This is a genomic window from Brevibacterium sp. SMBL_HHYL_HB1 (assembly GCF_018208375.1).
GTDB lineage: Bacteria > Actinomycetota > Actinomycetes > Actinomycetales > Brevibacteriaceae > Brevibacterium > Brevibacterium intestinavium.
Window position 1 is genome coordinate 1,744,696 of record NZ_CP062936.1, and the last position, 13,499, is coordinate 1,758,194.

General features: G+C 64.7%; 15 protein-coding genes. All 15 read right to left on the bottom strand.

The window, feature by feature from the left end:
• Positions 1-254: 254 nt before the first annotated feature.
• Positions 255-1,568, bottom strand: a complete 1,314-nt coding sequence (gene murA, locus IG171_RS08115) for a UDP-N-acetylglucosamine 1-carboxyvinyltransferase (protein WP_212131169.1) — start codon at positions 1,566-1,568, stop codon at positions 255-257.
• Positions 1,568-2,035, bottom strand: coding sequence for a DUF2550 domain-containing protein (locus IG171_RS08120; RefSeq protein WP_135538628.1), 468 nt, complete (start codon positions 2,033-2,035; stop codon positions 1,568-1,570). Before IG171_RS08120 ends, murA begins: the two co-directional genes overlap by 1 nt.
• Before the next feature lie 22 nt (positions 2,036-2,057).
• The gene (locus tag IG171_RS08125) at positions 2,058-2,318 is read right to left on the bottom strand and encodes a F0F1 ATP synthase subunit epsilon (RefSeq protein ID WP_212131170.1); all 261 of its coding nucleotides are present in this window, start codon (positions 2,316-2,318) and stop codon (positions 2,058-2,060) included.
• 3 nt (positions 2,319-2,321) lie between these two features.
• Complete coding sequence (gene atpD / locus IG171_RS08130) at positions 2,322-3,770, bottom strand: F0F1 ATP synthase subunit beta (protein ID WP_212131171.1); 1,449 nt, start codon at positions 3,768-3,770, stop codon at positions 2,322-2,324.
• 26 nt (positions 3,771-3,796) lie between these two features.
• A complete protein-coding gene (locus tag IG171_RS08135; RefSeq protein ID WP_212131172.1) occupies positions 3,797-4,729 on the bottom strand; it encodes a F0F1 ATP synthase subunit gamma in 933 nt (310 codons plus the stop codon).
• Between the two features lie 31 nt (positions 4,730-4,760).
• Positions 4,761-6,395: a F0F1 ATP synthase subunit alpha gene (gene atpA / locus IG171_RS08140; RefSeq protein WP_212131173.1), complete on the bottom strand. Its 1,635-nt coding sequence runs from the start codon at positions 6,393-6,395 to the stop codon at positions 4,761-4,763.
• Between the two features lie 84 nt (positions 6,396-6,479).
• Entirely contained in the window at positions 6,480-7,286 is an 807-nt protein-coding gene (locus IG171_RS08145) for a F0F1 ATP synthase subunit delta (RefSeq protein ID WP_212131174.1), read from the bottom strand.
• Positions 7,286-7,837: a F0F1 ATP synthase subunit B gene (locus IG171_RS08150; protein ID WP_212131175.1), complete on the bottom strand. Its 552-nt coding sequence runs from the start codon at positions 7,835-7,837 to the stop codon at positions 7,286-7,288. The genes IG171_RS08145 and IG171_RS08150 overlap by 1 nt, the downstream gene beginning before the upstream one ends.
• 19 nt (positions 7,838-7,856) lie before the next feature.
• Positions 7,857-8,081 (bottom strand): F0F1 ATP synthase subunit C, encoded by a 225-nt coding sequence (atpE, locus tag IG171_RS08155; protein ID WP_209325103.1) that lies wholly within the window; start codon positions 8,079-8,081, stop codon positions 7,857-7,859.
• 80 nt (positions 8,082-8,161) lie between these two features.
• Positions 8,162-8,974, bottom strand: coding sequence for a F0F1 ATP synthase subunit A (atpB, locus tag IG171_RS08160; RefSeq protein ID WP_249204190.1), 813 nt, complete (start codon positions 8,972-8,974; stop codon positions 8,162-8,164).
• A 262-nt stretch (positions 8,975-9,236) separates the two neighbouring features.
• Positions 9,237-9,683, bottom strand: coding sequence for a hypothetical protein (locus IG171_RS08165; protein ID WP_212131176.1), 447 nt, complete (start codon positions 9,681-9,683; stop codon positions 9,237-9,239).
• Entirely contained in the window at positions 9,680-10,789 is a 1,110-nt protein-coding gene (locus tag IG171_RS08170; RefSeq protein ID WP_212131177.1) for an MraY family glycosyltransferase, read from the bottom strand. The genes IG171_RS08165 and IG171_RS08170 overlap by 4 nt, the downstream gene beginning before the upstream one ends.
• Entirely contained in the window at positions 10,790-11,440 is a 651-nt protein-coding gene (locus IG171_RS08175) for an L-threonylcarbamoyladenylate synthase (RefSeq protein ID WP_212131178.1), read from the bottom strand.
• 59 nt (positions 11,441-11,499) lie between these two features.
• Positions 11,500-12,465 carry a peptide chain release factor N(5)-glutamine methyltransferase gene (gene prmC, locus IG171_RS08180; protein WP_249204191.1) on the bottom strand — a complete coding sequence of 322 codons (966 nt, stop codon included), beginning with the start codon at positions 12,463-12,465 and terminating at the stop codon, positions 11,500-11,502.
• Positions 12,422-13,498, bottom strand: a complete 1,077-nt coding sequence (gene prfA, locus IG171_RS08185; protein WP_212131179.1) for a peptide chain release factor 1 — start codon at positions 13,496-13,498, stop codon at positions 12,422-12,424. Before prfA ends, prmC begins: the two co-directional genes overlap by 44 nt.
• Position 13,499 lies beyond the last annotated feature (1 nt).

Genomic DNA, 13,499 nt, shown 5'->3' on the forward strand with positions numbered 1-13,499 from the left:
ACAGGCCGCAGAAAATGCCGTACATGCGAGCAGACGAGTTCATCGAACGCGCTGGTTCAAGGCCGGACACATTGGTGGAAAGGAGCACCTATCGACAGGTGCTCGTCGGCTTGAACGAGTGTGGCTTCTCCCGAAACATGAGCGCCGGCTTGAACGAGTGCGGGTTCTCCCCAAACATGCGCGGCGACTCGAACCATGAACCAGCGATTGATTCCAGCGCCGAATCCCTGGGCAGCCCTCGGCCCTGTGCGCGCCTATTCGAAGCTGAGCGCGTCGGGCTTCTCCACGCGCTCGATGTCGACACCGAGGCTGCGCAGATTGGCGACGAAGTTCTCGTAGCCGCGTTCGATGTGGTCGATTCCCGACACTTCGGTGACTCCGCCGGCGCGCAGAGCGGCCATGACGAGACCTGCCCCTGCACGGATGTCCGAGGCCTCGACCTCGGCGCCGGAGAGGCTGTCGGTGCCGGTCACAAGCGCGTGGTTGCCATCGATGCGCACCTTGGCACCGAGCCGTGCGATCTCCTGGACGAAGCGCCAGCGTGCCTCGAACAGATTCTCCGACAGCAGTCCGATGCCGTCGGAGACCGAGTTCAGGGCGATGACGAAGGGCTGCAGATCCGTGGGGAAACCGGGAAACGGCATGGTCGCCACTCGGATCGCCTGAGGACGCTCGGCTCCGATGACGCGGAAACCCTGTCCCAGGGTTCCGTCTGACAGACTGATCTCACCCAGTTCTTCGACGGTGGCGCCGGAATCGCGCAGCTTCAGTCCGATATTGGGCATGAGCTCGAGACCGACCCCGCGGACCGTGACATCGCCGGCGCTGAGGGCCGCCCCGAAGGCGAATGTGCCGGCGACGATGCGATCGCCGACGGTCCGGTGGGTCACGGGGCTCAGCGACTCGACGCCGGTGATGGTCAGATCGGAGGTGCCGATGCCGTCGATGCGGGCGCCCATCTCGACGAGCATCGTGCAGATGTCGACGATCTCGGGTTCACGAGCGGCATTGGCGATGGTGGTTGTGCCATGTGCCAGGGTCGCGGCCATGACGAGGTTCTCCGTCGCTCCGACGGAGGGGAATTCGAGGACGATCTCCGTGCCCTGCAGCCCGCCGGGGGCTTCGGCGACGAAGTACCCGTGATCGAGGTGGACCTCGGCGCCGAGGGCCTCGAGGCCGGCCTGGTGCATATCGAGACCGCGGGAGCCGATGGCGTCGCCGCCGGGCAGCGCGACGTGAGCGGCACGCATCCGTGCCGTGAGCGGACCGAGCACCGAGATCGAGGCCCGCATCGCCCGGACGAGTTCATAATCGGCTTGGATCCCGACTTCGGCCGGAACGTCGATGCTGACGACGCCGTCGTCGGAGTCGTAGTCGACCTCGCAGCCCAGACGCACGAGGAGTTCGACCATGATCCGCACATCGAGGATGGCCGGGACATTGGTGATCGTGGTGCGTCCCACCGCCAGCAGACTCGCGGCCATGAGTTTCAGGACGCTGTTCTTCGCGCCTCTGACATCGACGGCACCGGTCAGGCGGGAAGGACCGTGCAAGCGAAAGACATCCATCAGGTGAAACGTCCCATCGTCGGGTTGAAGCCGGGAGGTGAGGACTCCAGCCAGGAGGCCATCGTCGACAGTGATTCGGTGTCCATGGCCAGGGACACCGAGCGTGGGCGGCCGTCGGCCTTGCCGTAGGAGCAGTCGACGACGACCGCATCGGGCAGAACCGAGTACTGCTCCCCCGAGGTCGGCTTGCGCCGCACGAGGATGTCGAGGTCGGCGCGCGGAAGCCGGAACGCCGCGCGGCGAGTCAGCGCGAAGACCGGGTACCAGTCCAGGGACGCGACGGAGAACACGGCCACGCCCAAACGCCAACGTGGGCGAGAAGAATACTCCTCGCCCACGTTGATGGAACAGTCAAAAGCACCCGAGAGCTTCGAGATGGACCTGCGTCGGATCGTCACCACGACGATCAGGGCAAGCGCGAGTCCTACCAGCGAGAGCAGAACGATCAGCAGGACAGAAGGGTTCACGGTTGCCAGTGTAACCTGCAGATCAGAGAAGTTCGGCCTGATCAGCGGCAATGATCACGCGATTGTTCTCGACCGAGAGGAAACCGCCATCGGCTTGGACCCGGACGGTGTCCTCCCCGGTCGTGAGAATTCGCGTTTCGCCGTCGGCGACGACACCCAGCACGGGCTCATGGCCCGGGAGGATGCCGATCTCGCCGTCCAGGGTGCGGGCGATGACGCGCTTGGCCTCACCGACCCACACCTCGCGATCGGCAGCCACGACATTCACTTCGAGTGTCGCCATGGCTTACTTCTGCATCTCTTCGTAGTTGCGCATGACGTCGTCGAGACCACCGACGTTGAAGAATGCCTGTTCCGGAACATGGTCGACCTCGCCGGAGCAGATCTTGTCGAAGCCCTCGATCGTGTCGGCAAGCGGCACCGTCGAACCGGGAACCTGAGTGAACTTCTCAGCGGTGTAGGTGTTCTGCGACAGGAACTGCTCGATGCGACGAGCACGGTGGACGACGAGCTTGTCCTCTTCGCCGAGTTCGTCGACGCCGAGGATGGCGATGATGTCCTGCAGCTCCTTGTTCTTCTGCAGAATCGCCTTGACCTCGTTGGCCACACGGTAGTGCTCGTCACCGACGACCAGCGGATCGAGGATGCGCGAGGACGAGGCCAACGGGTCGATGGCCGGGTACAGACCGCGAGAAGCGATGTCGCGGCTGAGCTCTGTGGTCGCGTCCAGGTGGGCGAAGGTCGTCGCCGGGGCCGGGTCCGTGTAGTCATCGGCGGGAACGTAGATCGCCTGCATCGACGTGATCGAGTGACCACGCGTCGAGGTGATGCGTTCCTGCAGCAGACCCATCTCGTCAGCCAGATTGGGCTGGTAGCCCACGGCCGAGGGCATGCGACCCAGCAGGGTCGAGACCTCGGAACCGGCCTGGGTGAAGCGGAAGATGTTGTCGATGAACAGCAGCACGTCCTGGTTCTGCACATCGCGGAAGTACTCCGCCATGGTCAGCGCCGACAGGGCCACGCGCAGACGGGTGCCTGGCGGTTCGTCCATCTGGCCGAAGACCAGGGCGGTGTCCTTGAACACTCCTGCTTCGTCCATCTCCATGATGAGGTCGTTGCCCTCACGGGTACGCTCGCCCACACCGGCGAACACCGAGGTGCCCGAGTGGTTGTGCGCGATGCGGAAGATCATCTCCTGGATGAGCACTGTCTTGCCCACACCGGCGCCGCCGAACAGGCCGATCTTTCCACCCTGGACATAGGGGGTCAGCAAGTCGATGCTCTTGATCCCGACTTCGAGGATCTCGGTCTTGGACTCGAGCTCATCGAACGCCGGTGCCGGACGGTGGATGGGCCACCGTTCGGAGATCTCCAGCTCCTCGCCCTCGGCGAGGTTGAGGCAGTCTCCGGTGGTGTTCCACACATGGTGCTTGGTGACATCGCCGACGGGCACCGAGATCGGTGCCCCGGAGTCGACGACTTCCTGACCGCGGACGAGGCCGTCGGTCGGCTGGAGCGACACGGCGCGGACGAGTCCGTTGCCCAGGTGAAGACCGACCTCGAAGGTCAGCTTCCTGGTTCCCTCGGACAGGTCCACCGTAGTGGTCAGTGCATTGTAGATCTCTGGCACGGAGTCGAGCGGGAACTCGATGTCGACAACCGGGCCGATGACTCGGGAAATCCGGCCGAGGGCGGTGCCCTGTGCCGGAGAGGTTTCCGTTGCTGTGGCAGTCATGGTCTCTTTCTCTCTGCTCTCGCCGGTCAGTCGCCGGCTGCCGATGCCGCGAGGGCATCCGCCCCACCGACGATCTCGGTGAGTTCCTGGGTGATTTCCGCCTGGCGGGCCGTGTTGGCCAACCGGGTGTAGGTCTTGATGAGATCATCCGCGTTGTCCGTGGCCGTCTTCATCGCTGCCTGCCGCGACGCCTGCTCGGAGGCCGCAGCGCTCAGCAGGGCCGAGAGGATGCGCGAATCGATGTAGCGCGGCAGCAGGGCATCGAGCACGGCCTCGGCGCTGGGTTCGAACTCGTACAGCGGGAACGCCGCGGCACCTGAGGCCTCTGCCGACCCTCCACCCGTCGACGCCTCATCGGCGTCGACGACCTCCAGCGGCAGCAGTCGCCGGTATTCCGGATCGTGCGTGACGCTGGAGACGAACCTCGTGAACACGATGTAGATCTCGTCGACCCCCGAGTCCTCGGACTCCGGATCGAAGTTCTCCAACAGGGCTTCGCCGATCTCCCGGGCGTTCTCGGCCACAGGGTTCTCGGAGATGCCGGTCCAGGACCTCTCGATCTTGCGATCGCGGAAGGTGTAGTAGTTCTTCGCCTTGCTGCCGACCGTGAACAGCTGCACGTCCTTGCCCTCGCTGTGCAGAAGCCGAATGAGCTCCTCGGCCTCGCGCAGCAGGTTCGCCGAATAGGCTCCGGCGAAACCACGGTCGGGCCCGATCACGAGCACAGCGGCACGAGAGACGTTCTCCGACTCCGTCGTGAGCACGTGCTCGACGTTCGACTCGCTTGCCACCGCCGAGACCGCCCGAGTCAGGGCGTTGGCATAGGGGCTGGCGGCCTGCGAGCGGGCAATGGCCTTCTGAATCCGCGAAGCAGCGATGAGCTCCATCGCCTTGAAGATCTTCCTCAAGGACTGAGTCGAGCGGATCTTCTGCTTGAAGACCCTCTGCTGGGCTCCCATCAGTTCTTCCTTTCGCCGTTACGGAACAGGATCAACGCTTCTGCCGAACGATCTGCTCCTGCTCGACATCGTCAGAAGACGCGGTGGCGGTGTCTTCGCTGCCGGCCTTCGACCCGCTCTGATCCGAGCTGATGAAGTTCTGCGAGAACTCGTCGAGCGCGTTCTTCAGCTCTTCGGCAGTATCGTCGTCGAGCTTGAGGGTCTCACGGATGGTGGTGAAGACGCCGGTCTTGCGTTCGATGTGATCGTGCAGTTCGGACTCGAAGCGCAGCACATCGTCGACCGGGATGTCGTCGAGGTAGCCGTGGGTGCCGGCATAGATCGACACGGTCTGCTTCTCGAACGGCATCGGGGTGTACTGACCCTGTTTGAGCAGTTCGGTCAGGCGTGCGCCGCGAGCCAGATCGCGCTTGGTCGCATCGTCGAGGTCAGAGGCGAACATCGCGAAGGCCTCGAGCGAGCGGTACTGAGCCAGCGAGATCTTCAGCGTACCGGAGACGCCCTTGAGTGCCTTGGTCTGTGCGGAGCCGCCGACACGCGAGACGGACACACCCACGTCGACAGCGGGACGCTGACCGGCGTTGAAGAGGTCCGACTGGAGGAAGATCTGACCGTCGGTGATCGAGATCACGTTGGTCGGAATGAACGCTCCGACGTCATTGGCCTTGGTTTCGATGATCGGCAGACCGGTCATCGAGCCGCCGCCGAGCTCGTCGGAGAGCTTCGCACAGCGTTCGAGCAGACGCGAGTGGAGGTAGAACACGTCACCCGGGTAGGCCTCACGGCCCGGCGGACGACGCAGGAGCAGCGACACGGCGCGGTAGGCTTCGGCCTGCTTCGACAGATCGTCGAAGACGATGAGGACGTGCTTGCCGTCGTACATCCAGTGCTGACCGATGGCCGAGCCGGAGTAGGGTGCGAGGTACTTGAATCCGGCCGGATCCGAAGCAGGTGAGGACACGATGGTCGTGTACTCGAGAGCTCCTGCCTCTTCCAGCGAACGACGCACGCCGGCGATGGTCGAGCCCTTCTGGCCGACAGCGACGTAGATGCAGCGGACCTGCTGCTTCGGGTCGCCGGTCTCCCAGTTGGCCTTCTGGTTGATGATCGTGTCGATCGCCAGAGCGGTCTTGCCGGTCTTGCGGTCACCGATGACCAGCTGACGCTGTCCACGGCCGATCGGAATCATCGCGTCGATGCTCTTGTAGCCGGTCTGGAGGGGCTCGCGCACCTCCTGCCGGTCCATCACGCCTGCGGCCTGGAGCTCGAGCTCACGGCGGCCGACGGTCTCGATGTCGCCGAGTCCGTCGACGGGACGACCCAGCGGATCGACGACACGACCGAGGTATCCATCGCCGACCGGGATCGACAGGACCTCGCCGGTGCGGTAGACGTTCTGTTCTTCAGCGATCGAGGAGAACTCGCCGAGGATGACGACGCCGATCTCCCGTTCGTCGAGGTTCTGCGCCAGCCCCAGGGTGCCGTCTTCGAACCGCAGGAGCTCGTTGGCCATGGTGCCGGGCAGACCCGATACGTGGGCAATCCCGTCACCAGCGGTGACGACCTTGCCGACCTCGGTCTTCTCCGAGCTCTCGGGGTTGTACGACTCAACGAACTTCCCGAGAGCGTCCCGAATCTCTTCCGGGCGAATTGTCAGTTCCGCCATCTGGTTTCCCTGCTTCCTTTACTCAAATCTTGCGTCCGGCGACCGGTGGGCCGCCTGTGCTGCCGGAGGAGCCGGCCACTAGTGTCAACCTGCGAGCTTGCGCTGCACATCGGCCAGTCGATCGGCCACGGTCGAGTTCATCATCTCGTCGCCGACCTGGACCCGGACTCCCCCGAGGACCTCGGGATCGACCTGGACATTGAGCACGAGCTCACGACCGTAGCTGGCAGACAGAGCCGCCTGCAGCCTGTCGGTCTGAGACTCGCTCAGCGGCTTGGCGACGGTGACGTCCGCAACCGATCGCTGCTGCCGGGCTGCGAGGATGTCGCTGTACTGGTCCAGCGCCGTCGCCACGCGGAGTCCACGTGGGTGCAGGGACGCCTGTTCGACCAGCGTGATGGTTTCTGGCTGTGCCTTGCCTGAGAGCAGGTCGTTGACAAGGGCACGTTTGCTCTCGTCCTGAGCCTGCGAGTCGAGTGCGCGGGACAGATCGTGGTTCGATTCCAGCAGACGCGCGAAGCGGAAGATCTCCTCTTCGACCTCACCGAGCTGGCCGGTGGCCTGCGCGGCAGCGGCGATCGCGGTCACGCCGGCGACTTCGAGGCTGGTGACCAGGTCCTGGGTCCGTGCCCAGCGCTGGCCGACGGCCGCATCAGCGATCCGCAGAACCGCATCCGCGGTCCGAGTCGAGAACAGAGCCCGCAGCAGGTGCTGCTTCTTCTCAGCTGACTCGGATGAGTCCGCCAAGGTCTTGCGCAGTGCGACGTTCTCGGCGAGCACTCCGACCACGGCCAGAGTCTCCTCACCGATCTGGCGTGGGTCTGCCCCCGAGATCTCGGAATTCGCGATTTCGAGGACGGCCTGCAGGGACAATCTGCTCGACTGGAGCATCACGCCCCCTTGACCGGCTGTGCGGACGAGTCGGACTCGAGATCGGCGATGAAGCGATCGACGACATTGGCCGAGCGCTCATCATCGGTCAGTGACTCCCCGACGATGCGGGAGGCCAGATCCGTGGCGAGGGTGCCGACCTCGGAACGCAGCTGAACCATGGCGGACTGGCGTTCGGCGTTGATCTGAGTCTGTGCCGACTCGATGATGCGATCAGCCTCGGTGTGAGCCTGTGCCTTCATGTCGGCGATGATCTGAGCGCCTTCTTCCTGGGCCTCGGCGCGCAGTCGTGCCGCTTCGGCACGACCGTCGGCGAGCTGCTTCTGATACTCGGCCAGAGCCTGATCGGCTTCGGCTTGCACTCTTTCGGCCTTCTCGATTCCGCCCTGGATGCGCGCGGCGCGCTCATCGAGAGTGCGGTTGAAGGCCGGGAGGACGTACTTCCAGACAACCAGGAAGACGATCAGCAGGCAGACGGCACTCCAGATGATGTCATACAGCGCGGGGAGAAGCGGGTTCTCCGCGGCCGCAACGATGTTTACCGGAGTCATCTTTCAGTCCTCTTCGAGATCAGGGGAGGAAGAACGGGGTCGCGATACCGATGAGGGCCAGGGCCTCGATCAGAGCGATACCGAGGAACATGTTTCCGCGCAGGGCGCCGGCCATCTCGGGCTGACGTGCGGTTCCCTCAATGGTCTTTCCGATGACGATGCCGAGACCGACACCGGGGCCGATTGCGGCGAGGCCGTAACCGATCGTCGAAACGCTACCTTCAACTGCGGCGAGCATATCCATAGGATGCTATTCCTTTCATAATGAAGTCGGGTGGTTGGCCCGACCGTGCAACTCGTGAGTTACGGATCTGAGTGGCTGACTCAGTGTTCTTCCGAGACAGCCGAATTGATGTAGACGCAGGCGAGCAGGGCGAAGATGTATGCCTGCAGGACCACGACCAGCATTTCGAGGAGGAAGACGAACATTCCTCCGGCGAAGGTCAGGATGGAGAAGAACTGGAATCCGTTCGAGGCGTCGAAGAGGAAGAAGCTCGTCGCGGAGAAGCACAGGACCAGCAGCAGGTGGCCGACCATCATGTTCGCGAAGAGTCGGATCGCGAGCGTGAACGGCTGCGTGACGAACTTCGTGATGAATTCGATTGGGATGAGCAGGATGTGCATGGCCGGCGGCACGCCGGGCAGAACGAGTGCGTCCTTGAGGTAGCGCCCCAGACCCTTCTCGGCGATGCCCGCCCAGTGGTAGGTCACGTAGACCACGAGTGTGATGACCAGCGGCAGACCGATGACTCCGGTGCCGGGCATATTGAGGAACGGGATGAGCTTCGTGACGTTCCAGAACAGGATGCCGAAGAACACCGCCACGATCAGCGGCATGAACTTCTTCGCCCTCTCCTTGCCCATCGTGTCCTCGGCGATGCCGACGGTGACGAACTCCATCGCCAGTTCCATCGTCGACTGGAAGCGGCCGGGGACGAGCTTCATGCGCTTGGCCCACACGGCGAGGACGACAACCACGGCGACCGTCGCGATCAGGCGAATGAGCATCACCCGGTTCATCTCGAACGGGGTGCCTTCGAAGAGGAACGGTGCCGGGAAGAACTCCGACATCGAAGGAGCGTGGAAGCCGCCTTCTGCAGCAGTGATCAATGTGTTCGCGGCGTTAAGAGTTCCCACGTTGTTATTTCTCTCCCATGGTCAGGGGCCTTGATGGCCTGGCCTTGGCCGTGCAGTCGGTGCGCGGCGTGAGGTTCAGGAGCGACAGAGGCCGTATAACCGCCCCAGCACCGTGCCTACTCTACCAATTGTAGAGAGTCACCGACAAATTCATCAGGCTTCTCTGTGCAATTTCTGTCAACGATTTTATCCGACACGTCATCGTCGTTGCGAACCGGGTCGACGTCACCGATTCCACCGGATGCTCTGCCGGATTCGAGTCTCATTCGGCTTCGGGGTCCACATAGGGCACGCGCCCCTTGACGACGGTGATCGCCTCGACGATCGAGGTGCCGAGCACGGCGACGACGATCGTCAGGAAGGCCACGGTGCCGTCGAGCCAGGCCGCGTCCTTGATCCGCCAGATCACGATCATGAAGATGAAGGCCTTGAACAGGAATCCGACGCCGAGCAGTCCGGCGACGGTTGTCAGGCCCAGGTTCCGACCGAAGTACATGATCACGAGCGTGATGATGATGAAGACCGCCGCCAGTCCCCCGCCGACGGCGCCGCCGACGAGACCGGTCGTGCCGGAGATCAGCCAGCCGAGACCCATGCCGAGAGCTGCGACGACGAGGACGAGGACGATGCCGCGGATCAGCAGGGACTTCCAGACTCGGGTCCAGGCCGCCTCGACTGCGGTTTCGGTTCGCGGGCTCGGATCGGTCACGAGATTTCCTCTCTGGCTTTCTGACGCATTCGCAGGGGGTAGAAGGTGAAGATCAGGGTGATGGCGACGAGGCCGCCGATGAGGCAGGCGGCGAAGATCCAACCTTTGAACAGGAGCAGCACCGAGCCGAAGGCGATGAGCGCCGTCCAGGTGTAGAGGATGAGGACCGCGCGTGCATGCGAGTGGCCCAGGCGCAGCATCCGGTGATGCAGGTGCTTGGCATCGGCGGAGAACGGGGATTGGCCGGCTCGCAGCCTGCGCACCACGGCCAGCCCCAGGTCCAGCAGCGGCAGGAACATCACCGCGACGGGCAGGATGATCGGCATGAAGGTCGCGAAGGCCCGCTCCTGTCCGATGAGTGCGGGATCGACCTGGCCGGTGACACGGATCGTCGAGGCCGCCAGCAGCAGACCGATGAGCATCGAGCCCGAATCGCCCATGAAGATGCGGGCGGGGTTGAAGTTGTGCGGCAGGAATCCGATGCAGGCGCCGACGAGGATCGCGGTGATCAGGGAGGCGAGGTTGGCATACGAGTCGGGTGAGGCGTCTCGAGCCAGCCAGTAGGAGTAGATGAAGAAGGCGCTGCCGCCGATGGCCACGACCCCCGCGGCCAGGCCGTCGAGCCCGTCGACGAAGTTGACCGCGTTGATCGTGACGAGGACGACGAGCACGGTCACGATCAGCGACATCCGCGGAGAGCCGATGATGACTCCGCCGAAGGGGATGGACAGCAGTGCCACGCCTTTGATCGCCATGAAGCCAGCGGCCAGTGCCTGACCGGCGAGTTTGGCCATCCAGTGGAGGTCCCAGATGTCGTCGACGACGCCGAGCAGGCACAGCAGTCCGGCGGCTCCGGCGACGCCGATGATCGGTCCGGTGTCGACGAAGATCCTCTGCAGGAACGGCGTCTGGGAGGCGAAGACGAGGCCGACGAGCAGGCCGCCGAACATCGCCACTCCCCCGAGGCGCGGAGTCGGCACGGAGTGCACATCGCGTTCGCGCAGCGGAGAGAAGATCCGGCCCCGTTCGGCGACCCGCTTGACCATCGGGGTCAGCAGATACGCCACGAGGGCGGAGACGAGGAGGATGAAGAGGTAGGCGCGCACTCAGCCGTCCAGGTCGATGAGCTCGGGGACGATTTCGCGCAGCTGCTCGGCCGTGATGGGTCCACGCCGCGCGATGCGCGGAACGTCGCCGCTGAGGTCGATGATGGTCGAGGACATCCCCGATTCCCTCGCTCCCCCGTCGACGTAGATGTCGACGTCATCGCCGAGCATCTCCTGAGCCTCGTCGGCGGTGGTGGCGGCCGGCCGGCCGGAGATGTTGGCGCTGGAGACCGCGAGAGGTCCCGTGCGGGAGAGCAGGGACAGGGCGTATTCATCATCGGGCATGCGCACGGCCACGGTCCCGTGGGTGTCGCCGAGGTCCCAGTCCAGCGAGGGCTGGGCATCGGCGATGATCGTCAGAGGGCCGGGCCAGAACCGGGAGGTCAGTGCCAGGATCGTCTCATCGACTCCGTCGACGAGTCCGAAGATCGTCTCCGAGCGGGGCACGAGCACCGGCGGGGGCATGTCTCTGCCGCGGCCCTTCGCCGCCAGCAGGGCTGCCACGGCTGCAGCGCTGAAGGCATCGGCGGCGATGCCGTAGACGGTGTCGGTGGGGATGACGAGCAGATTGCCCGTGTCGGCCACGCGTGCGCACTCGTCGAACACGAGGTCACGGATTTCGGCCTGGCTGACGTCGAATCGTCTCGACACGAGTTCTCCGTTTCGAATCTCTGGGCAGTGGTCTCAGCGGCGGTTGACGTTCACCGGTTTCAGGGCGCCTGTCGGCGCGCGAGGGTGAAGCGGTCGCGTCCAGTGTAGTCCGGGTGGGTCGCGGCCTGTCTCAGACTGGCCGTGGATTCCATCAGTTCTCGGACACGCTCGCCCTGCTCTTCGCCGTGTTCCATGAGCAGCAGGCCGCCGGGGCGCAGCAGCGATTCGGCCTCGACGACGATGAGCGCGGGCACTTCGAGTCCGGACTCGCCCCCGTAGAGTGCGGCGGCCGGATCGTGGTCGGCGACTTCGCGATCGCGGGGCACGGCGTCGTCGGGAACATAGGGAGGATTCGTCACGACCACATCGGCGTGCCCGATCAGTTGCGGTCGGCTCGCCGTGATCGTCGTCGCATCCGCCTGGAGGAATTCGACGCTCGAGTCGCCGAGGCGGGTCAGCCCGAGGTTCTCCCGCGCCCAGTCCAGCGCCGCGGATTCGCGTTCGACGCCGAGGACGTCGACGCCCTCGAATTCCGTGGCCAGCGCCAGGGTGATCGCTCCGGAGCCCGAGCACAGGTCGATGACGAAGGGGCGTCCGGTCCGGCCGCGCCCTGTGAGCTCGGCGAGGGCCGCGCCGACGATGAGCTCGGTCTCCGGTCGGGGGACGAACACTCCGGGTCCCACACGCAGCTCGAGGTGTCTGAAGTGGGCGATTCCGGTCAGGTGCTGCAGCGGGACCCGGGCCCGGCGACGTTCACAGAGTCGGGCGAATTCGTTCCTGGTGTCCGTGGGCACCGGATCATCGAACAGTCGCTTCCTGCTCAGCGCGGTCCGGTCGATGCCCCAGGCGTGCGCGAGCAGCGTCAGCGCATCGGTCTCAGGGGTGGGCACTTCGGCCGCGGTGAGCAGGCTGATGGCTTCGCGCAGGAGATCGCTGACACGTGTGGGATCGCTGACGCGTGTGGGGTCGCCGGTGTCCAGTTCAGTCTCCCAGAGCGTCGAGTCGTGCCGCCTTGTCGGCGTCACGGCAGGAGCCGATGACCGGATCGAGGTCGCCGGCGAGCACGTGGTCGAGGTTATAGGCCTTGAACCCGGTCCGATGATCGGTGATCCGGTTCTCCGGGAAGTTGTAGGTGCGGATCCTCTCCGAACGGTCGACGGTGCGCACCTGTGAGCGTCGGATGTCCGCGACCTCGGCGGCGGCCTCCTCCGCCTGCTTGGCCAGGATCCGGGCGCGGAGCATGCGCATGGCCGCGTCCTTGTTCTGCAGCTGCGATTTCTCGTTCTGGCAGCTGGCAGTGATGCCGGTCGGCAGATGGGTGATCCGAACGGCGGAGTCGGTGGTGTTCACCGACTGGCCCCCGGGCCCCGAGGAACGGTAGACGTCGATGCGCAGATCGTGGTCGTCGAGCTGGACCTCCTCCGGTTCGTCGACCTCGGGGAAGACGAGGACACCGGCGGCGGAGGTGTGGATGCGGCCCTGGGACTCGGTGACCGGCACGCGCTGGACCCGGTGCACTCCGCCTTCGAACTTCATCCAGCCGTAGGCGCCGTCGTCCTTGGCCTTGACGGCCATGGTCACGTCCTTGAAACCGCCGAGGTCGGAATGAGTGGCATCGAGGATCTGACTGGTCCAGCCGCGGGAGTCGATCCAGCGCTGATACATCCGCAGCAGATCGGCGGCGAACAGCGCCGATTCCTCACCGCCCTCACCGGCTTTGATCTCGATGATCGCGTCGCGGGCGTCATCGGGATCGCTGGGCACGAGGAGGTCTCTGAGTTCGGACTCGACGCTCACCAGCTCTTTGGACAGGCGCTCGGCCTCGGCTGCGAAGTCGGCGTCGTCCTCGGCCAGCTCCACGGCCGCAGCATGATCGGACTCGAGCTCGGCGAAGTGCCGGGCGGCCGCAGCGACCTTTTCGAGTTCCGCGTACCGCCTCGTCAGCTTCTTGGCCCGGCCCGCATCAGCATGGACGGCTGGGTCGGAGAGCTCCTCCTGCACCCGGGCGTGCTCATCGAGCAGAACGCTGACACTGGCCGTGAGAGTGTCGTCGGCCATC